Below are 17749 nucleotides of genomic sequence, written 5' to 3'. Positions count from 1 at the left end.
TGGCCGCGCTGAGGCGCGGCCGATAGATGTTGCGCATGGGATGGTGTGCCGTTCAGGTCGCCAGAGATAGCCAGGGATGATAGCAAAGGCTACTGACAACGCTGAGCCCGGCTTGTTCACGCTCGCAGTATGGCGGGCTCCTGTGGCACTGATGTTGCTGCTGCTGATCACGGAACTCGGGGGGGATTGGCTGCGCGATCTGCTGTGCTTCGAGCGCGGCGCCATTGCGGCGGGGCAGTGGTGGCGGCTGGAGACCGGCAACTTCGTCCACCTGGGCTGGTATCACCTGTTCCTGAACGAGCTGGGCCTGATCGTGCTGGTGCTGTTGTGCCCCGAACGGCTGAGCTTTGCGGTGCTGGCACGGCGGGTGCTGCTGATCGGTCTGGCGATGGCGCTGTGCCTGTATGCCTTCGTGCCGCGGCTGCAAAACTATGTCGGCATGTCCGGGGTGATTCACGGCCTGTTCGTGCTCGGCCTGCTGCCGCAGGTCAGGCGGCGCGATCTGGTCAGCATGGGCTGTCTGATTTTTTTGCTCGGCAAACTGGGCTACGAGCAGTTTGCCGGCGCGCCGGTCTCGGACGAGGCCGCGATTGGCGGCTCGGTGATTACCGATTCGCATTTTTTCGGCGCGCTGGCCGCGTTCGCGTACGCTTCGATATTTGGCAACTGGCGTGGCGGTGCCGAGCGCGGCACCACCCGCAGCGCCAGCGTCCGGGAACAGAATTAGGTATCGCGGCATCGATGCCGCTTAGGGAGAGCGATACGAGATGAAGTACGCGTTGTTGTTTCCAGGCCAGGGTTCGCAGGCGGTCGGCATGCTCGGCAAGCACGCCGCCAGCGAGATCGAGCCGACCTTCCGCGAGGCCTCCGAGGTGCTCGGCTGGGACGTCTACAAGCTGGTGATGGAAGGCCCGGCCGAGGAACTGAATCGTACCGAGCGCACGCAGCCGGCGCTGCTTGCGGCGGGCATCGCGCTGTGGCGTGCATGGAGCCGGCAGGCGCCGCCGTCTCCGGCGGCGCTGGCCGGGCACAGCCTCGGTGAGTACACCGCGCTGGTCGCCGCAGGCAGCCTCAAGTTCGCCGATGCGCTGAAGCTGGTGGAACTGCGCGGCCAGCTGATGCAGGCCGCGGTTCCGGAAGGCAGCGGCGGCATGGCCGCGGTGCTTGGGCTCGACGACGACAAGATCGAAGCGCTGTGCAAGCTCTATCCGGGCAGCGGCGTGCTGGAGCCGGTCAACTTCAACTCGCCGGGGCAGGTCGTGGTCGCCGGCGAAACCGCGGCGCTGGACTGGTTGCAGGCCAATGGCAAGGCGCATGGCGCCAAGCTGATCAAGCGCCTGCCGGTATCGGTGCCTTCGCATTGCTCGCTGATGCGCGGCGCTGCCGAACAGCTCGCCGAGCGGCTTGATCAAACGTCCGTTCAACCGCCTGCCATCGCGGTCTTCCATAATCTGGACGCGAAGTCTCACGCCACGCCGGACGCGATCCGTCAGGCGCTCAAGCAACAGCTGTATCGTCCGGTGCGCTGGACGCAGACCATCCGCCAGCTGCATGGCGACGGCATAGCCGCGTTTCTGGAATGTGGTCAGGGTTCGGTGCTGAGTGGCCTGAACAAGCGCATCGTCGACGGCGCGCAGTCGCTGGCGCTCGAGGATCCGGCGAACCTGGCGGCGGCGCTGACGCTGGCGCGCAGCTAGCGCGCCGCTTCGCCACAACGAACAAGGAAAGCAATATGAAGTTCGACACAAACGTAGCGCTGGTCACCGGCGCCAGCCGCGGCATCGGCCGCGCGATCGCCGAGCGTCTCGCCGCCGAGGGCATGAAGGTGGTCGGTACGGCCACCAACGAGTCCGGCGCGCAGTCCATCGACGCCTGGCTGGCGCCGCTGGGCGGTAGCGGCCGCGCGCTCGATGTGCGCGATGCGGCGGCCTGCAGCGCGCTCGTATCGGAAGTGGAAAAAACGGTCGGTCCGATCACGGTGCTGGTCAACAATGCCGGCATCACCCGCGACATGATCGCGCTGCGGCTCAAGGACGAAGACTGGGAAGCGGTCATCGATACCAACCTGACATCGGTGTTCCGCATGTGCAAGCTGGTGATGCGCGGCATGATGAAGCAGCGCTTCGGCCGCATCATCAACATCGGCTCGGTGGTCGGCACGATGGGCAACTTCGGCCAGTCCAACTACGCTGCCGCCAAGGCCGGCCTGACCGGCCTGAGCAAGAGCCTCGCCGGCGAACTCGGCAGCCGCAACGTCACCGTCAACGTGGTCGCACCCGGCTTCATCGAGACCGACATGACGCGCAACCTGCCCGAGGACGTCAAGACCAAGCTGCTGGAGCGCGTGCTGGTGCCGCGCCTCGGCGCTGTGGAAGAAGTGGCGTCCGCTGTCGCGTTTCTTGCTTCAACCGAGTCCGGCTACATCACCGGCCATACGCTTCACGTTAACGGCGGCATGTTGATGGCGTAGAATGCGCGCTGCCTCGGTAGCTAGCGTTGCGCCGCATCCCGTACACTAGGCTAGATTTATCAACTTGTTACTTCAGACCCCAGAGAGGGAGTGTTCATGAGCAGCTTGGAAGAAAAGGTCAAGAAAATCATCGCGGAACAGCTGTCGGTCGCGGAGGATCAGATCACGCCCGGCGCTTCGTTCGTCGAAGATCTGGGGGCCGATTCGCTCGACACCGTCGAACTCGTCATGGCTCTTGAAGAAGAGTTCGAGATCGACATTCCCGACGAGGAAGCCGAGAAGATCGTGACGTTCCAGGACGTCCTCAACTACATCCGGTCGCACACCAATCAGCAGGCGTAAGCCGCGCTGAACTCTCCTCAAAGATAAAAGATCGCATGAGCCGCAGACGCGTTGTCGTCACCGGCATGGGCATTGTCTCGCCCGTCGGTTCCAGTCTCGATGCTGCATGGGCTTCCATCGTTGCCGGCAAGTCCGGCATCCGGAACGTCACTTCCTACGACATGTCGGCTTTCACCACCCGCTTTGCGGGCACGGTGTCGGACGACTTCGTCGCCACGGAATGGATGGGCCCGAAGGAGCTACGCAAAACCGATCCTTTCATCCATTACGGCGTCGCCGCGTCCAAACAGGCGCTGCGCGATTCCGGGCTGGAGGTCACCGACGCCAATCGTGACCGTATCGGCGTGCTCGTCGGTTCGGGCATCGGCGGCATCGGCTTTATCGAAGAGGAGTGCAGGAAGCTGCACGAAAAAGGGCCGGGCCGCGTCTCGCCGTTTTTTGTGCCGGCTTCGATCATCAACATGGTGGCGGGTTACGTGTCGATCGATCTCGGTCTGACCGGCCCGAGCTTCGCCACCGTGTCGGCCTGTACCACGGCCGCTCATTCCATCGGCGTCGGCATGCGTCTGATCCAGTGCGGCGACGCCGACGTGATCATCGCCGGCGGTGCCGAAGCGGGCAGCGCTCCGGCGGGCATGGCGGGCTTCTGCCAGGCACGCGCGCTGTCGACGCGCAATGAAGATCCGACCCGGGCCTCGCGGCCCTGGGACAAGGATCGCGACGGCTTCGTCCTCGGTGACGGTGCTGGCGTGCTGGTGCTGGAAGAATATGAGCACGCGAAAGCTCGCGGCGCTCGCATACACGCAGAACTGGTCGGCTTCGGCATGTCGTCGGACGCCTCGCACATCACGCTGCCGCCGGCCGATGGCAATGGCGCGCGCCGTGCGATGCAGAACGCGATGCGCGATGCCGGCATCAATCCCGAGCAGGTCGATTACGTCAACGCCCACGGCACCTCGACACCGGCCGGCGATCTCGCCGAAACCGTGGCGATGAAGGACGCGCTCGGCGCCCACGCATCGAAGGTCGCGGTGAGTTCCACCAAGTCCATGACCGGGCATCTGCTCGGCGCGGCGGGCGGGATCGAAGCGGTGTTCTGCATCCTGGCAATGCGCGACAACATCCTGCCGCCGACGATCAACCTGGACAATCCCAGCGAAGGCTGCGATCTGGACTACGTGCCGCACAAGGCACGCGAGGCCAGGATCGATCTCGCGCTCTCCAACTCCTTCGGATTCGGCGGCACCAACGGCACGCTCGCGTTCGCGCGCCTGAAGTAGCCGCGCGCCGGCGCATGCTGGGACTACGCGCCGAGCGAGCCGGCGAGGTCGATCTTTTCGACCTCCACCGCCGCAACCCCGATCGCTATCCGTTTCTGCTGCAGTCGGTAGCCGGGCATCCGGTGTCCGGCCGCTATGATCTGCTGTTCGCGTTTCCCGGCGACACCATCAGCGGCGACGGTTTCTTCGAGCGCCTGAGTGCCGCTCATGCCGCGCAGCCGCTGCTGCGCAACGAGCACGCCGACCTGCCTTTCGTCGGCGGCTGGTTCCTGCTGCTCGGCTACGAGGCGACGCGGCAGATCGAGCCGCGGCTGATGCTGCCGCCGTCGCCGTATCGTCTGCCGGAAACGCTCGCGGTGCGTTGCAGCGCGGTACTGATCTTCGATCGCGAAAAAAATCTGACGACGCTGTATGCCGAAAGCGACGAAAGCCAGCTGTCGACGATGCTCGACGATCTGGCGTCGCCTCCGCCGGCAGCGGAGCTCGCGCCCGACATCGGCACTGCTGTCGAAGACGATGCGGCGACGTATCTGGCCGGCGTTCAGCGCATTCTCGACTACCTGCATGCCGGCGATATTTTCCAGGCGAACCTGTCGCGCGCCTGGCGCGCGCCGCTGCGCGGCGGCAGCGCCGCCAGCGTTTACGCGCGGCTGCGCGGCGCCAATCCGGCACCGTTCGCCGGCATCGCGCAATGGCAGGGCAGCAGCGTGATCAGCTCGTCGCCGGAGCGCCTGCTGCGCGTCGAAAACGGCATGGCCGAAACCCGGCCGATCGCCGGCACGCGGCCGCGCGGCCTCTCCGTCGACGACGACGCGCAGTTGCGCGCACAGCTGATCGGCAATCTCAAGGAACGCGCAGAGCACGTGATGTTGATCGACCTGGAACGCAACGATCTCGGGCGGGTCTGTGAGCCGGGTTCGGTGGTGGTCAGCGAGCTGATGACGGTGGAAAGCTACGCCCACGTGCATCACATCGTCTCCAACATCCGCGGCCGTCTGCGCGCCGACGCCGGCCCGGTCGAGGCGCTGCGCGCGGTCTTCCCTGGCGGCACCATCACCGGCTGCCCTAAAGTGCGCTCGATGGAAATTCTTGCCGAACTCGAAGGCGTGGGCCGCGGCCCGTATACCGGCGCGATGGGCTACCTGTCGCGCTGCGGCCGGCTCGACACCAACATCCTGATTCGCAGCTTTGTCGTCGAAGATGGCGAGATCAGCTTCCGTGCCGGCGCCGGCATCGTCGCCGATTCCGATCCGCAGGCCGAGCTGATGGAAACGCGTGCGAAGGCGCGCGGCCTGCTGCTCGCGCTCGGAGCCGCGTGATGCGCAAATTCCTGGTCAAGTTGTTCCGTCTGCTCGGCTTGTTGTTGCTGCTCGCGATCGCGATCTGCGCCTGGCTGCTGTACGACGGCAATCGACAGCTGTCGCTGCCATTGAAGCTCAGCGAGCCGGCGACGATCACGATCGCACCCGGCGCGCGCATCCGCGACGTGGTGCTGCAGTTGCGCGATCAGCAGCGCCTGGCCACGCTGCGCCAGGGCCTGTACCTGGAAGCCTATGCGCGCGGCGCCAACAAGGCCGCCGGCATCAAGACCGGCGAATACCGACTCGATCCGGGCATGAGTCCGTATCAGGCCCTTGAGCTGTGGCGCTCGGGCAAGGTCGTGGTCTACGAGCTGCGCATCGTCGAGGGCACGCGCTTCGACGCAGCGCTGCAGCAGCTGATGGCGCATCCGCAGGTGCGTCACACCTTGACCAGCAGCGACCCGGATCAGGTGATGACCGCGCTGGGTCTGGCCGGCCAGCATCCGGAAGGCCGTTTTTTCCCGGACACTTATCTGTTCCCGCGCGATACCAGCGACGTGGTGATCCTGCGTCGCGCCTATGACACGATGCGCAAGCTGCTCGACGCCGAGTGGCAGACGCGCGCGGCCGATCTGCCGTACGCGACGCCGGAAGAAGCGTTGACCATGGCGTCGATCGTCGAGAAGGAAACCGGCGCGCCGGCCGAGCGTGCGCAGATCGCCGGCGTATTCGTCCGGCGGCTGCGCATCGGCATGCGCCTGCAGACCGATCCGACCGTGATTTACGGGCTCGGCGCTGCTTTCGACGGCAATCTGCGCAAGCGCGATCTGCTCGCTCCCAATCCTTACAACAGTTACTTGAACACCGGCCTGCCGCCGACGCCGATCTGCCTGCCGGGCCGCGCCGCGATCAACGCGGCGCTGCATCCGGCCGACGGCGATGCGCTGTACTTCGTGTCGCGTGGCGACGGCACGCACCAGTTTTCGGCGACGCTGGAAGAGCACGAAGCCGCGGTGCGCCGCTACCAGCTCGGCGGGCGTGCGCCGTCGCCGTCGGTCGATCCGACCAGCGTGCCGAATCCGCAGGTCGTCGTGCCGCAAGCATCGCCGGAAGCGACGCCGCCAGCCACGAGCCCGGCCCCATGACGCGCGGACGCCTGATCACGCTCGAAGGCGGCGAGGGCGCCGGCAAGACCACGCACTCGAAAACCATCGCGAGCTGGTTGAAGGCGCAGGGGCGCGAGGTATTGAGCACGCGCGAACCCGGCGGCTCGCCGCTGGCCGAAGCCATTCGCGGCGTCGTGCTCGCGGACTGGGCCGAAGGCATCGATGCGACAACCGAGCTGTTGCTGATTTTCGCCGCGCGCGCGGCGCATCTGCGCGCGACGGTTTTGCCGGCGCTGCAACGCGGCATCGACGTGGTCTGCGATCGCTTCGTCGATGCGAGCTGGGCGTATCAGGGCGCCGGCCGCGGACTGCCGGCGCCAGCGCTGCAGGCAATGGAAGATCTGGTGCTCGCCGGCCTGCAGCCGGATCTGACGCTGATCTTCGACATCGCGCCGGAACTCGGCCTGGCGCGCGCCAGGAGCCGCGGCGACCTGAATCGTTTCGAGGCCGAGAACCTTGCCTTCATGCAGCGGGTGCGCCAGTCGTATCTGGATCGCGCGGCGGCGGCGCCGCAGCGCTGCGTGGTGCTCGATGCCAGCCGCGGCCTCGATGAAATCAGCCGCGAACTTCAGCAGATTCTGCAGGTACGGTTATGAGCGTTGTCGGCATCCTGCCGTGGCAGAGCGCGCTGTGGTCGGTGGTCACCGAGGCGCGCGCGAACGAGAAACTCGCACATGCCTTGCTGCTGGCCGGGCCTGCCGGCGTCGGCAAGCGCCAGTTCGCGCGCGCGCTGGCGCAGGCGCTGCTGTGCGAGTCGCCGGGCGCGCGAGGCACGGCCTGCGGCCAGTGTCGCGGCTGCGTGCAGTTCGATGCCGGCTCGCATCCGAACCTGTTCTGGCTGCAGCCGCTGTATGACGAGAAAAACGACAAGCAGAAGCGCGACATCAGCGTCGAGCAGTTGCGCGATCTCGGTGAAAAGCTGGTACTGAGCGCGCACTACGGCGGCTCCAAAGTCGTGGTCATGGACCCGGTCGATGCGCTCAACGTCAGCGGCGTCAACGCGCTGCTGAAGACCATCGAAGAGCCGCCACCCAAGACCTACATGCTGCTGGTGTCGGAGCGGCCGATGGCGCTGGCCGCCACCTTGCGCAGCCGCTGCCAGCGCCTGCGTTTTGCGCCGCCGAGCGACGAACAGGCGCGCGCCTGGCTGCGCGAACAGCAGCCGGCGCTGACCGGCGCGAACCTGGATCGGGCGCTGGATCTGGCGCAGGGCGCGCCGCTGCGCGCGCTGGCGGCGCACCAGTCCGGCCTGCTCGAACAGCACGGCAAATGGCGCAGCGACTGGCTCGACGTCGCCGCGCAAAAGCGCGCACCGACAGCCGCGGCGCTCGCGGTCGGCAAGGATCGCGAGCAGGTGTCGGCCTGGATCGCGGCTTTCATCGCGTTTCTGGGCGAACTGCTGCGCGCGCGGGTCGGCGGCCCGCAGGCGGCGGACCTCGGCACGATCCCGTCGCGCGTCGCCATGCCGGGTCTTCAGGCCATGTTGGACGAGGCGTTCGAGTCGGCACGGCGTATCACCACCAGTGCCTCGCCGCAGCTGGTCGTGGAGTCGCTGATGATCGCCTGGTGGCGCTGGAGCATGGCGCGCGGCGGCGCGTCCGGCTAAGGTTGCGCCCATGAGCGTAAAGCGCCGCGGAGCTTGCTAGCGATGGAACCACCGGTTCGACCCGGCGCACAGCCCGGCATCCTGACGCTGAATCTCAAGGACAAGAGCGCGCTTTACGTGTCCTACATGCCGTTCATCAAGAACGGCGGCCTGTTCATCCCGACCAGCAAGGAATACCGGCTCGGCGATGAAGTGTTCATTCTGCTGACCCTGCTCGACAGCGCCGAGCGCCTTCCGGTGGCCGGCAAGGTGGTGTGGGTGACGCCTCGCGCCGCGCAGGGCAAGCGCGCCCAGGGCATCGGCGTACAGTTCAGCATGCAGGACGGCGGCATTACGCAGAAGAAGATCGAATCGATCCTGGCCGGCGCCCTGGGTGCCGACCGGCCGACGCATACGCTGTAATGCCCGCGGCTCAGGCCGGCTCCCGTACCTGCAGCCCCTGCAATCCGTTTTCGAGCACGCAGGCCTCGCGGCCCATGTGCGCGAGGATGAAAGCCGCCACGGCGCTGCGACGGCCGTTGTCGCAGACGCAGACATAGCGGATGCCGTCCGGCAGTTCCCCGGCTTTGGCGCGCAGGCAATACAGAGGGATGTGCAGGCTACCTGGCAAGGGCCGACCGCGACGCTCACTCGGCAAGCGCACGTCGAGCCAGCGCGCCGTGCCGCTGGCGACATGCGATTCCGCAATGCGCCCACTCAGCCGGCGCGTCCAGGCATCGCTCAGCAGCTGGGCGAAATCGCTTTGCTCCATGCGCAGCAGCCTGACCGCGGTCAGTGCCTGCACGCTGGCATTGCGCGGCGTGCCCGACAGCAGCGACTCCTCGCCGAAGCAATCGCCGGGGCCGAACGTCGCCAGCTGCAGGCTCGTGCCATCCGCTGCCTCGCGGATCACGCGGCAACGCCCTTCGACGATCACGTAAAAGAAGTCGCCACGATCGTGCTGGCGGATCAGCAGATCGCCGGCCGCGGCTTCGACCGGACTCATGCGCAGGAACATCGACTGCAGCACCGTCGCCGGCAACTGCTGAAAGCTGCGATGCTGCAGCAGCCGCAGCATCCAGTCCTCGGTATCGGCCGTCGTATCGGTGCCGATTTCACCGACGTCGATCTGCGGCGCGCGGCCCCAGCTCAGCATCACTTCGAGCAGCGCCGAGTCGATGCTCAGGCAACAGACCTCGCTCAGACAGCGGGCGCTCACCTGATGCGGAGAGACTTCCGGCAAAGGCTCGGCCGCGGCGCGATCGCGGGCGGAAAGGTGGCCGGCGAGCAGGCCGGTCGGCGCCTCGAAAGCAAGCTGGCCGGACACCAGAAAATACGTATACGCTGAGTGGTCGCCGGCTCGGAACAGGTAATCGCCGACCTGGCGGCGGATCAGTTGCGTGCGCCTGGCGAGCTGGCTCGCGCTTTGCGAGCTGAGGCCGCGCAGCAGCGAATAGGGAGCAAACAGATTGAGGCTGATCGACATGCCGTTTTGCCGCCAGGCGCCCGGTAAGTGACTGGCCTTTTTTGTGCCACAATATTGCATTGCATGGCTTGAAACCGGTCACGGTCTCGCTTGGAGGCGTCGCCCCGTGTTCGACCAGTTCCCGGCGCAGGCCGGGTCCGGACGAAACAGGGCGGGGAAGCGGGCTTTACGATTAGATAACGGAGAGAGTCGAGATGGCATCCAAGAAACCTTCGAAGCCGGCAGCTGCAAGCAAACCGAAATCGGTTGCCAGTGCCGCCAAGAAGCTGGTCAAGAAATCGGCGGCCGTCGCCAAGGCGGCTTTCTCCAAATCCGCCGCCAAACCTGCGGCCAAGCCAGCCGTGAAAACACCGGTAAAGACGCCCGCCAAGCCGGCTGCGAAAACCGCATCCAAGGTGGCCAAGCCGGCAAAACCGGCGCATAAACCGGCTGTCAAAACCAGCAAGCCCGTTGCCAAAGTCGTGAAGCCGGCCGCCAAGCCCGTGCCGAAAGCGGCTGCGAAGAAAGCCGCTCCCACGCCGGTCAAGGCCAAGGCCAAAGCGGTGCCCGCGCCGGCTGCAAAGAAAGTACCGCCAGCGGCGCCTGCGACTGCGGTCAAGCCGGCGCCCGCTAAAGTGGCGGCGCCGGCGGCCGTTAAACCGCCTGCGTCCAAGCCTGTTGCCCCGGCTGTAGTTGCTGCACCGCCTGCGCCGGTTCCGGCGCCTGCGGCAAACACGGAAAAGCCCACCAAGATCGCGGAACCGGCAGCGCCGGCCGCCACAGGAAAGATTGCCAAGATGATGTCTGCGTCCAAGCCATCCGCTGCCGCTGCAGCTGCCAACCCGCCAGCCAAGCCGTCGAAGACCGTGGTGCGCAAAGGCGCCGCGAATGCGCGAGCGCTGACCGAAGACGAAATCCGCGCGATGCCCCCGGCCGACTACATGAACGACGACCAGCTCGCGTTCTTCCACGAACGCCTGCTGCAGATGCGTTCCGAAGTGCTGGCGCGCGAAGTCGACGTCAAGGAGCGACTGCACCAGCGCGAAGTGTTTGCCGATCCGGCAGACCGCGCCAGCGCCGAGGAAGAGCATTGGCTCGACCTGCGCCTGCGCGAGCGCGAGTCGCTGCTGCTGCGCAAGATCGAAGACGCGTTCCGCCGTATTCGCGACAAGGAATACGGCTACTGCGAAAAGACCGGCGAAGCGATCGGCATCGCACGCCTGCTGGCACGCCCGACCGCGACCGTCTGCGTCGACATCAAGGGCCAGGACGAACGCGCCGAGTCGCAGTACCGCGACCGCTGAAACGCGCCCGGTGCAGGTCGGCAATCCTTCGCCGACCTGCGGCGCCGGCTTGAATTCCCGAGGCGCGATACCAGCTTGAGCGGATGCGCCGAAATCCCCTGTTGATGCTGACGCTGATCAGCGTACTGCTGCACGGCTACGTCGCCTGGCGTCTGCTGCCGGCATTGAACTCCGGTTCGCTCGCCGGCAGTCTGCTCGGCATCTGGTTGCTCGCGTCCTGCGTGCTGGTGCCGGCGCCGCTGCTGGTGCAACTCAGCCGCGTGCCGGGACGTGGCGGCGATGCGCTCGCCTGGGCCGGCTATCTGTCGATGGGCGTGTTCTCCAGCCTGATCGTGCTGACTCTGCTGCGTGATCTGACGCTGGCCGTCGCGGCGCTGTGGAGTCTGGCTCGGCCCGACGCGATCGACTGGCCCTGGCTGCTGCAGAACTCGGCATGGGGCGTGTTGCTGCTGGTCGCCGCCATCAGCCTGCTCGGCCTGATCAATGCGCGGCGTGTCGCGCGCGTCGTCGAGGTCGACTTGCCGATCGCCGGGCTCGCGCCGGAGTTGCAGGGCTTCAGCATCGTCCAGCTCAGCGACATCCATGTCGGGCCGACGATCAAGCGCGGCTATATCGACGGCATCGTCCGTCGCGTCAATCGGCTCGACGCCGACCTGGTCGCGATCACCGGCGACGTCATCGACGGCAGCGTCGCCAGCCTGCGCGAGCACGTCGCGCCGCTGGCGCAGCTGCAGTCGCGCTACGGCACTTACTGCGTGACCGGCAACCACGAGTATTACCACGGCGTCGAGGCCTGGCTGCCGGAATGGCGGCGCCTGGGCATGCGCGTGCTGCTGAACGAGAACGAGGTCATCGAGCATCGCGGTGCGCGCCTGTTGATCGGCGGCGTCACCGATTTCGGCGGCGCACACTTCGATCCCGCGCATGCCAGCGACGCGCTGGCAGCGGCACGCACGGCGACGGCGGTTGCGCTGAAGATTCTGCTCGCGCATCAGCCGCGATCGGCGCCGGCCGCCGCCGACGCTGGCTTCGACGTGCAGCTGTCCGGTCATACCCACGGCGGCCAGTTCCTGCCGTGGAATTTCTTCGTGACGATGCAGCAGCCCTTCGTCGCCGGCTTGCATCGCGTCAGGCAGCTGCTGATCTACACCAGCCGCGGCACCGGTTACTGGGGTCCGCCGCTGCGGTTCTTCGCGCCGTCCGAAATCACGCGGCTGAAGCTGGTCGCCGCGCCCGCTAGCTGAAATCGCCGTGGCGTCCGGCGCCGGCGCTGAAGCGCGCCGCGCCGCTGCGGCCTTCGGCGAACACGATCGGCACGCCGCGCGCGCCTTCCTGCTGAAGCGCTTCGGCCAGCGGCAGGTCCCATTGCCGATACGCGGACTCGCGATCGGCGAGCATGCAGGCCTGCGGGAACGCGGCGATCTGATGCGCCAACGACTGCGCTGCTTGCAAGGCAGCGCCGACCGGCGTGATGCGATTGCACAAGCCCATCGCCAGCGCTTCTTTCGCGTCGACCGCGCGGCCGCTCAGGATCATGTCCATCGCTCGGCCCATGCCGACGATGCGCGGCAGCCTGACGGTGCCGCCGTCGATCAGCGGTACGCCCCAGCGCCGGCAGAACACGCCGAAGATCGCGTCCTCGTCGGCGATGCGCAGATCGGCCAGCAGCGCCAGTTCCAGTCCGCCAGCGACCGCGTAGCCGTTGACGGCCGCGATCAGCGGTTTGCTCAGCGCCATGCGCGTCGGCCCCATCGGACCACTGCCTTTGCCGTCGACGTCGAGCTCGTTGCGACGCGTCGGATCGTTCACTGCCGACAGATCGGCGCCACTGCAGAAATGCCCGCCGATGCCGGTCAGCACCGCGACACGCAGCGCGTCGTCGGACTCGAAACGCTCGAAGGCTGCGCGCAATTGCGCGGCGAGCAGCGCGTCGACAGCGTTGCGCTTGTCCGCGCGATTGAGACTGATCGTGCACACCGCGCCGTTGACGTCGAACAGAACCAGATCCATGGAAAAACTCCCGGAAGTGAAAAATGACCGCGACGTGATGCACGCAATGCGTATTCGACGTCGTCGATTTCGAGTGTGTGCTCGATCGGCATTCGTCGGCAACAGCGCATCGTCGGCGAGCGATGAGATCAGCACTGCGTTGTCGTCACGTTGAGTTTTGCCGAACACGCTGCCACGATGCGGCGTGGAGCTTGACGTTCGCGATCGTCGCGATCGCTGGCCCAACTTTCAGGAGGTGGTTATGGCTGCGAAGAAGACTGCGAAGAAAGCTGCAAAGAAGACGTCGAAGAAGTCCGCGGTGAAGAAGGTGGCAGTGAAGAAGACCGCGAAGAAGGCGATCAAGAAAGTCGCCAAGGTTGCCAAGGCTGCCAAGAAGGTAGCGAAGAAAGCGACCAAGAAGCCGGTCGCCAAGAAAGCCGCCAAGGCGGTAAAGGGCGCAAAAAAGACCGCTAAAAAGGCCGTGAAGAAAGCGCCGGCGAAGAAGAGCAGCGCCAAGAAGGCCCCTGCGAAGAAGGCGCCGGTCAAGAAAACCGTCAAGTCCAAAGTGAAGAAGGCCGCCAAGAAAGTCGCCAAGACCGTCGCCCAGGTGGCGAACAAGGTCGCCGCCGAAGCCGAGAAGGTTGCCGAAAGCGTCTGAGCTTTTGCCTTCATCGAAGGAATCGAGGGCGCGCCGTTGTCGACGCGCCCTTCTTTTTTTCTGCGGCCGCAAAGGAGCCGACGATGTCCACCGCGTTCATGCCTTCACTCGCTGACGGCTCGATTCAGATTCACGGCAGCGCGCTCAAGCTCGGCGCCGGTGTCAGCCGCGTCGCCGCCGTTGCCGCGCTCGGCCGCCACTACAGCGGCAACCGCGAACTGAAAGACGGCGGCGAATGGGTCTATCTTCAGGGCCTGTCGTTCGACGGAGCCGACAGCGGCATGTCGCTGTACTTCGAGCACGGCGCCTTGCTGGAAGTGAACTGGAGCGTGATCCTGCCCGACGCCGAACTCGACGGCGGCTGGCCCAGTCAGGAGGCGATCGATCAGGAGATCGCGTTCGTGCGCGCCGCACTGGGCAAGCTGAAGAAGCGCGGTTCGTTCTCCGGACGCGAGCGTTATGCCTGGGGCGAAGTCTGGTGCGAGTTCGATGCGCAGGCGTTTTCAGCCAGCTCCGGCCTGCGCTACAGGACAAGGCCGAGCTGAGCGAAATCCGCAGGCACTGTAGGAGCGGGCTTGCCCGCGCCCCTGCAAGGTCCCGGTCGCGGGCAAGCCCGCTCCTATCGTTCGCGTGCTGAGGACAGCGCCTCAGTAGCCGTGCGTGGTCACCGTCGCAGCCGCGGCACCCGGCGCAGCCGGTACTCCGTCGTGCGCCGCGAACACCAGCATCATCACCGAGGCGACCAGCGGCGTGGCGATCAGCAGCGCGATGATCAGGTCGTGGACGGATTTCATCAGCGGGCCTCGGTGGCGGGCGACGACGACGTGGTTGGGCCGGGCCATCTTCGCGCTTTTGGCGGTTCTTGCAAACTGGATCGGAGCGCCGGCATTTCGAAAGCCTGGCGCTGACCGATCCGCTGACCGGCCTGTACAACCGCGGCGCGTTCGAGGAGCGCGCGCACATCGCGGTACGCCAGGCGATACGCGAGCGCAGCCCGGTGGCGGTGATCATGGTCGATCTGGATTGCTTCAAACCGTACAACGATAACTACGGCCACGCCGCCGGCGATCGCGTGCTCGAGGCGGTGGCGGCGGCGCTGTCGCCCCATTTTCGCAGGTCAATGGACCTGGTCGCGCGCATCGGCGGCGAGGAGTTCGCCGGCCTGTGTTTCGGCGTCAGCCTGGAGAGCGCGCAGCAGATCGGCGTCGATCTGGTCGAGCGTGTTGCCGCGCTGAACATCGAGCACCGGTCCTCGCTGGTCGCTACGACCATCACCGCCAGCGTCGGCGTGCACTACGCCGAACCGCGGCTGGGGCAGACCCTGGCGCTGCTGCTGCAGCAGGCCGATGCCGCGCTGTACGCAGCCAGGCGCGAAGGCCGCAATCGTGCGGTGGTGACGCGCTGAGTCGTCGTCACCGCCGGGTCACGCGATCACGGTCTAGACTATGCGCCGGCCCGAAACCGGCACAGCGCCCATGCTCGACAACGCCCGCATCCAGCAACACGTCAGCGGTCTCTGGGACGACGAGATCGTTCCGCAGCTGATCGAATACATCCGCATTCCCAACAAGTCGCCGATGTTCGACCCGCAGTGGGCCGAGCACGGCTACATGGACGACGCGGTACGCCTGATGGAGAAATGGGCGCGCGCCCGCATCACGGCGCTGCCCGGTGCGACGCTCGAAGTCGTGCGCCTGCCGGGGCGCACGCCGCTGATCTATGTCGACGTGCCCGCCACCAACGGCGCCGACACCGACGACTGCGTGATTCTCTACGGCCATCTCGACAAGCAGCCGGAGATGAGCGGCTGGGCCGACGGCCTCGGCCCGTGGATTCCGAAGCTGGCAGGCGACAAGCTCTACGGCCGCGGCGGCGCCGACGACGGCTACGCGATCTTCGGCTCGCTGGCGGCGCTGCTCGCATTGCAGGAACAGAAAGTGCCGCATGCGCGCTGCGTGCTGCTGATCGAGGCCTGCGAGGAATCCGGCAGCTACGACCTGCCGTTCTACGTCGATCACCTGATGTCGCGGCTGGGCTCGCCGTCGCTGGTGATCTGCCTGGATTCCGGCTGCGGCAACTACGAGCAGCTGTGGCTGACCACCAGCCTGCGCGGCCTCGCCGGCGGCAATCTGAAGGTGCAGGTGCTGGAAGAAGGCGTGCACTCCGGCGACTCCTCCGGCGTGGTCGCGTCGAGCTTCCGCATCCTGCGCCAGCTGCTGTCGCGGCTCGAAGACGAAACCAGCGGCAGGATCCTGCCGCCGGATTTTCATGTGGAGATTCCCGCGCAGCGCATCGAGCAGGCGAGGAAAGTTGCGCAGGTTCTGGGCGATGAGGTCTACAGCAAGTTCCCGTTCGTGCCCGGCATGCAGCCGGTGCTGGACGATCTCGGCGAGCTGGTGCTGAACCGCACATGGCGCCCACAGCTCGCGGTCACCGGCGTCGACGGCATACCGCCGCTGGCCAATGGCGGCAACGTGCTGCGGCCGCATACCGCGGTGAAGCTGTCGCTGCGTCTGCCACCGACCCTGGACGGCAAGCGCGCATCCGAGGTGCTCAAGCAGCTGCTAGAAGCGCACCCGCCTTATGGCGCCAAGGTCACGCTCGATGTCGAGAAATCCGGCAGCGGCTGGAACGCACCGGCGCTGTCGCCCTGGCTGGAAAACGCCGTGGCCGAGGCCTCACACCACTACTTCGGCCAGCCGCCGATGTACATGGGCGAGGGTGGCTCGATTCCGTTCATGGGCATGCTCGGCGAAAAATTCCCGGCCGCGCAGTTCCTGGTCACCGGCGTGCTCGGCCCGCACTCGAATGCGCACGGGCCCAACGAATTCCTGCATCTGCCGACCGGCAAGCGCGTCAGCATGGTCGTCGCCGACGTGCTCGCCCGACACGGCGCCTTTGGAGCAAAACGGGGACGCGAGCGCTCAGCTCTCGCGTAAAGCCAGAAAGCGGGGCGCCGGCGCCACACTCAGCACGCCGCTCGCCGAGGTCTGGAAAATGCCGCGCGCCTGGTTGTGCGGATGCACCGCGGCCTCGGCCAGGCTCAGCACCGGCGCGAAGCAGACGTCGGTGCCTTCCAGCAGTGCACACCAGTGAGCGCGCGGCCGGCTGGCGAACAGCGCGATGAAGCGCGCCTTCAACGCCGGCCAGCTGCTCTTGTCGTACTGACGCGCGGCATCGACGTCGGCAAGCCCGAGCTTGACCAGCAGCAGCGCGTAGAACTGCGGCTCCAGCGGGCCGATGCTGATGTGGCCGCCGTCGCTACAGGCGTAGACGTCGTAGAACGGCGAGTCGTGAAACGGGCTGGGCGTGTCGCTGTCGAGCTGGCCGCCGGCGCGTGCAAACAGCGCCAGGCTGCCGAGCATCGCGACCGTGTCGACGATCGCGCCATCGACGACGCGGCCGACGCCGCTGCTGCGCGCCTCGTACAGCGCGCAGACCATGCCGAAAGCCAGGCCCAGCGCGCCGCCGGCATCGCCGACCACGGTCGGCGGCACCATCGGCCGCGCGCCGTTCTGTGCCGACAGCGACAGCAGGCCGCTGAGCGCGACGTAATTCAGATCATGCCCGGCGCTGCTCGCCAGCGGGCCGCTCTGCCCCCAGCCGGTCATGCGGCCGTAGACCAGCCGCGGATTGTGTGCGGCGCAGGCAGCGGGGCCGAGGCCGAGCCGTTCCATCACGCCGGGACGGTTACCTTCGATCAGCGCGTCGGCCTGCGCGATCAGCTGCATTGCCTGGTCGACGGCGCCGGCCTGTTTCAGGTCGAGCGTGACCACGTCCTTGCCGGCGCGCATCGGATCATCACCGCCGCCGCTGAGCTGGGCGTTGACCGCGCCGCGCTGCGGCCGGCAGATCAGGCTGACGCGCGCGCCCATGTCGGCGAGCATGCGGCCGGCGAGCGGGCCGGGGCCGAGACCTTCGAATTCGACGACGTGCACGCCGCTCAGCGGCGCCTTCAGGTTTTGCATGAATGCTGCTCCGTGGATCCTACGCCGACTTTAAGCTTCGCCGCGCTCGACCGCTTGGCTGCAGTCGGGCATCGCGTCGGCAACGCCGGCCGGATCGTTGTAAATCGGGTTGTGACCGTAGCTGTGCAGGACGCCATGGGTTTGTCGGTCGAGCATCGGCGGGCCGAACTCCCGGAACGTCAGCACGCGGTCGTTGCCGCACCAGCGAATGCGCAGAGGCT

General features: G+C 66.5%; 22 protein-coding genes. 16 read left to right on the top strand and 6 right to left on the bottom strand.

What is annotated here, in order from left to right; genetic code table 11:
• Window positions 1-151: 151 nt before the first annotated feature.
• The 10 genes from rrtA to ACQZF9_RS09865 all read left to right on the top strand — a co-directional run bounded on the left by rrtA (window position 152) and on the right by ACQZF9_RS09865 (window position 8567).
• The gene (rrtA, locus tag ACQZF9_RS09910) at window positions 152-727 is read left to right on the top strand and encodes a rhombosortase (RefSeq protein ID WP_428313404.1); all 576 of its coding nucleotides are present in this window, start codon (window positions 152-154) and stop codon (window positions 725-727) included.
• 40 nt (window positions 728-767) lie between these two features.
• The gene (fabD, locus tag ACQZF9_RS09905) at window positions 768-1697 is read left to right on the top strand and encodes an ACP S-malonyltransferase (RefSeq protein ID WP_428313069.1); all 930 of its coding nucleotides are present in this window, start codon (window positions 768-770) and stop codon (window positions 1695-1697) included.
• A gap of 35 nt (window positions 1698-1732) precedes the next feature.
• Entirely contained in the window at window positions 1733-2470 is a 738-nt protein-coding gene (gene fabG / locus ACQZF9_RS09900) for a 3-oxoacyl-ACP reductase FabG (RefSeq protein ID WP_428313068.1), read from the top strand.
• A 96-nt stretch (window positions 2471-2566) separates the two neighbouring features.
• Entirely contained in the window at window positions 2567-2812 is a 246-nt protein-coding gene (gene acpP, locus ACQZF9_RS09895; protein WP_072897695.1) for an acyl carrier protein, read from the top strand.
• A 35-nt stretch (window positions 2813-2847) separates the two neighbouring features.
• Window positions 2848-4092, top strand: a complete 1245-nt coding sequence (fabF, locus tag ACQZF9_RS09890; protein ID WP_428313067.1) for a beta-ketoacyl-ACP synthase II — start codon at window positions 2848-2850, stop codon at window positions 4090-4092.
• 14 nt (window positions 4093-4106) lie between these two features.
• Complete coding sequence (locus ACQZF9_RS09885; RefSeq protein ID WP_428313066.1) at window positions 4107-5411, top strand: aminodeoxychorismate synthase component I; 1305 nt, start codon at window positions 4107-4109, stop codon at window positions 5409-5411.
• A complete protein-coding gene (gene mltG, locus ACQZF9_RS09880) occupies window positions 5411-6538 on the top strand; it encodes an endolytic transglycosylase MltG (protein ID WP_428313065.1) in 1128 nt (375 codons plus the stop codon). The genes ACQZF9_RS09885 and mltG overlap by 1 nt, the downstream gene beginning before the upstream one ends.
• Window positions 6535-7155 carry a dTMP kinase gene (tmk, locus tag ACQZF9_RS09875; RefSeq protein ID WP_428313064.1) on the top strand — a complete coding sequence of 207 codons (621 nt, stop codon included), beginning with the start codon at window positions 6535-6537 and terminating at the stop codon, window positions 7153-7155. Before mltG ends, tmk begins: the two co-directional genes overlap by 4 nt.
• Window positions 7152-8165: a DNA polymerase III subunit delta' gene (holB, locus tag ACQZF9_RS09870; protein WP_428313063.1), complete on the top strand. Its 1014-nt coding sequence runs from the start codon at window positions 7152-7154 to the stop codon at window positions 8163-8165. The genes tmk and holB overlap by 4 nt, the downstream gene beginning before the upstream one ends.
• 42 nt (window positions 8166-8207) lie before the next feature.
• Window positions 8208-8567, top strand: coding sequence for a PilZ domain-containing protein (locus ACQZF9_RS09865; RefSeq protein WP_428313062.1), 360 nt, complete (start codon window positions 8208-8210; stop codon window positions 8565-8567).
• Between the two features lie 10 nt (window positions 8568-8577).
• Here the strand turns inward: ACQZF9_RS09865 and ACQZF9_RS09860 are convergent, their stop codons facing one another.
• On the bottom strand, window positions 8578-9630 hold the full coding sequence (locus ACQZF9_RS09860; RefSeq protein WP_428313061.1) for a cyclic nucleotide-binding domain-containing protein: 1053 nt from the start codon (window positions 9628-9630) through the stop codon (window positions 8578-8580).
• A gap of 172 nt (window positions 9631-9802) precedes the next feature.
• Entirely contained in the window at window positions 9803-10423 is a 621-nt protein-coding gene (locus tag ACQZF9_RS09855; RefSeq protein WP_428313060.1) for a hypothetical protein, read from the bottom strand.
• Between ACQZF9_RS09855 and dksA the strand changes: the two genes are divergently transcribed.
• Window positions 10410-10913, top strand: a complete 504-nt coding sequence (dksA, locus tag ACQZF9_RS09850) for an RNA polymerase-binding protein DksA (protein ID WP_428313059.1) — start codon at window positions 10410-10412, stop codon at window positions 10911-10913. The two genes, ACQZF9_RS09855 and dksA, sit on opposite strands and share 14 nt — an antisense overlap.
• An 83-nt stretch (window positions 10914-10996) precedes the next feature.
• Window positions 10997-12157: a metallophosphoesterase gene (locus ACQZF9_RS09845; RefSeq protein WP_428313058.1), complete on the top strand. Its 1161-nt coding sequence runs from the start codon at window positions 10997-10999 to the stop codon at window positions 12155-12157.
• Here ACQZF9_RS09845 and ACQZF9_RS09840 read toward each other — a convergent pair.
• Complete coding sequence (locus ACQZF9_RS09840) at window positions 12150-12923, bottom strand: crotonase/enoyl-CoA hydratase family protein (protein WP_428313057.1); 774 nt, start codon at window positions 12921-12923, stop codon at window positions 12150-12152. The genes ACQZF9_RS09845 and ACQZF9_RS09840 overlap by 8 nt on opposite strands.
• 241 nt (window positions 12924-13164) lie before the next feature.
• Between ACQZF9_RS09840 and ACQZF9_RS09835 the strand changes: the two genes are divergently transcribed.
• A complete protein-coding gene (locus ACQZF9_RS09835; RefSeq protein ID WP_428313056.1) occupies window positions 13165-13560 on the top strand; it encodes a hypothetical protein in 396 nt (131 codons plus the stop codon).
• An 83-nt stretch (window positions 13561-13643) separates the two neighbouring features.
• Complete coding sequence (locus tag ACQZF9_RS09830) at window positions 13644-14105, top strand: hypothetical protein (protein ID WP_428313055.1); 462 nt, start codon at window positions 13644-13646, stop codon at window positions 14103-14105.
• Window positions 14106-14207: 102 nt separating this feature from the next.
• Here ACQZF9_RS09830 and ACQZF9_RS09825 read toward each other — a convergent pair whose 3' ends face one another.
• A complete protein-coding gene (locus ACQZF9_RS09825; RefSeq protein ID WP_428313054.1) occupies window positions 14208-14354 on the bottom strand; it encodes a hypothetical protein in 147 nt (48 codons plus the stop codon).
• A 68-nt stretch (window positions 14355-14422) separates the two neighbouring features.
• On the opposite strand from ACQZF9_RS09825, the gene ACQZF9_RS09820 reads away from it, so the two are divergent.
• Entirely contained in the window at window positions 14423-14965 is a 543-nt protein-coding gene (locus ACQZF9_RS09820; protein WP_428313053.1) for a GGDEF domain-containing protein, read from the top strand.
• Between the two features lie 70 nt (window positions 14966-15035).
• On the top strand, window positions 15036-16499 hold the full coding sequence (locus ACQZF9_RS09815) for a M20 family metallopeptidase (RefSeq protein WP_428313052.1): 1464 nt from the start codon (window positions 15036-15038) through the stop codon (window positions 16497-16499).
• On the opposite strand, the gene ACQZF9_RS09810 is transcribed toward ACQZF9_RS09815, so the two are convergent.
• Window positions 16485-17528, bottom strand: a complete 1044-nt coding sequence (locus ACQZF9_RS09810; protein WP_428313051.1) for a CaiB/BaiF CoA transferase family protein — start codon at window positions 17526-17528, stop codon at window positions 16485-16487. The two genes, ACQZF9_RS09815 and ACQZF9_RS09810, sit on opposite strands and share 15 nt — an antisense overlap.
• 30 nt (window positions 17529-17558) lie before the next feature.
• Complete coding sequence (locus tag ACQZF9_RS09805; RefSeq protein ID WP_428313050.1) at window positions 17559-17714, bottom strand: hypothetical protein; 156 nt, start codon at window positions 17712-17714, stop codon at window positions 17559-17561.
• Window positions 17715-17749: the final 35 nt, after the last annotated feature.

The organism is Hydrocarboniphaga sp. (assembly GCF_965279055.1).
GTDB lineage: Bacteria > Pseudomonadota > Gammaproteobacteria > Nevskiales > Nevskiaceae > Hydrocarboniphaga.
The sequence above is the reverse complement of the archived record's forward strand: the minus strand, read 5'-3'. Positions and strand labels throughout refer to the sequence as shown.

Excerpts from the sequence above, each read along its gene's own strand:
- rrtA (WP_428313404.1), top strand. The coding sequence starts at position 152 with ATGTTGCTGCTGCTGATCACGGAACTCGGGGGGGATTGGCTGCGCGAT.
- tmk (WP_428313064.1), top strand. The coding sequence starts at position 6,535 with ATGACGCGCGGACGCCTGATCACGCTCGAAGGCGGCGAGGGCGCCGGC.
- ACQZF9_RS09860 (WP_428313061.1), bottom strand. The coding sequence starts at position 9,630 with ATGTCGATCAGCCTCAATCTGTTTGCTCCCTATTCGCTGCTGCGCGGC.
- mltG (WP_428313065.1), top strand. The coding sequence starts at position 5,411 with ATGCGCAAATTCCTGGTCAAGTTGTTCCGTCTGCTCGGCTTGTTGTTG.
- fabG (WP_428313068.1), top strand. The coding sequence starts at position 1,733 with ATGAAGTTCGACACAAACGTAGCGCTGGTCACCGGCGCCAGCCGCGGC.
- ACQZF9_RS09840 (WP_428313057.1), bottom strand. The coding sequence starts at position 12,923 with ATGGATCTGGTTCTGTTCGACGTCAACGGCGCGGTGTGCACGATCAGT.
- holB (WP_428313063.1), top strand. The coding sequence starts at position 7,152 with ATGAGCGTTGTCGGCATCCTGCCGTGGCAGAGCGCGCTGTGGTCGGTG.
- fabD (WP_428313069.1), top strand. The coding sequence starts at position 768 with ATGAAGTACGCGTTGTTGTTTCCAGGCCAGGGTTCGCAGGCGGTCGGC.
- ACQZF9_RS09825 (WP_428313054.1), bottom strand. The coding sequence starts at position 14,354 with ATGAAATCCGTCCACGACCTGATCATCGCGCTGCTGATCGCCACGCCG.
- ACQZF9_RS09810 (WP_428313051.1), bottom strand. The coding sequence starts at position 17,528 with ATGCAAAACCTGAAGGCGCCGCTGAGCGGCGTGCACGTCGTCGAATTC.
- ACQZF9_RS09835 (WP_428313056.1), top strand. The coding sequence starts at position 13,165 with ATGGCTGCGAAGAAGACTGCGAAGAAAGCTGCAAAGAAGACGTCGAAG.
- ACQZF9_RS09830 (WP_428313055.1), top strand. The coding sequence starts at position 13,644 with ATGTCCACCGCGTTCATGCCTTCACTCGCTGACGGCTCGATTCAGATT.
- ACQZF9_RS09815 (WP_428313052.1), top strand. The coding sequence starts at position 15,036 with ATGCTCGACAACGCCCGCATCCAGCAACACGTCAGCGGTCTCTGGGAC.
- dksA (WP_428313059.1), top strand. The coding sequence starts at position 10,410 with ATGTCTGCGTCCAAGCCATCCGCTGCCGCTGCAGCTGCCAACCCGCCA.
- ACQZF9_RS09845 (WP_428313058.1), top strand. The coding sequence starts at position 10,997 with ATGCGCCGAAATCCCCTGTTGATGCTGACGCTGATCAGCGTACTGCTG.
- fabF (WP_428313067.1), top strand. The coding sequence starts at position 2,848 with ATGAGCCGCAGACGCGTTGTCGTCACCGGCATGGGCATTGTCTCGCCC.
- ACQZF9_RS09885 (WP_428313066.1), top strand. The coding sequence starts at position 4,107 with ATGCTGGGACTACGCGCCGAGCGAGCCGGCGAGGTCGATCTTTTCGAC.
- acpP (WP_072897695.1), top strand. The coding sequence starts at position 2,567 with ATGAGCAGCTTGGAAGAAAAGGTCAAGAAAATCATCGCGGAACAGCTG.
- ACQZF9_RS09865 (WP_428313062.1), top strand. The coding sequence starts at position 8,208 with ATGGAACCACCGGTTCGACCCGGCGCACAGCCCGGCATCCTGACGCTG.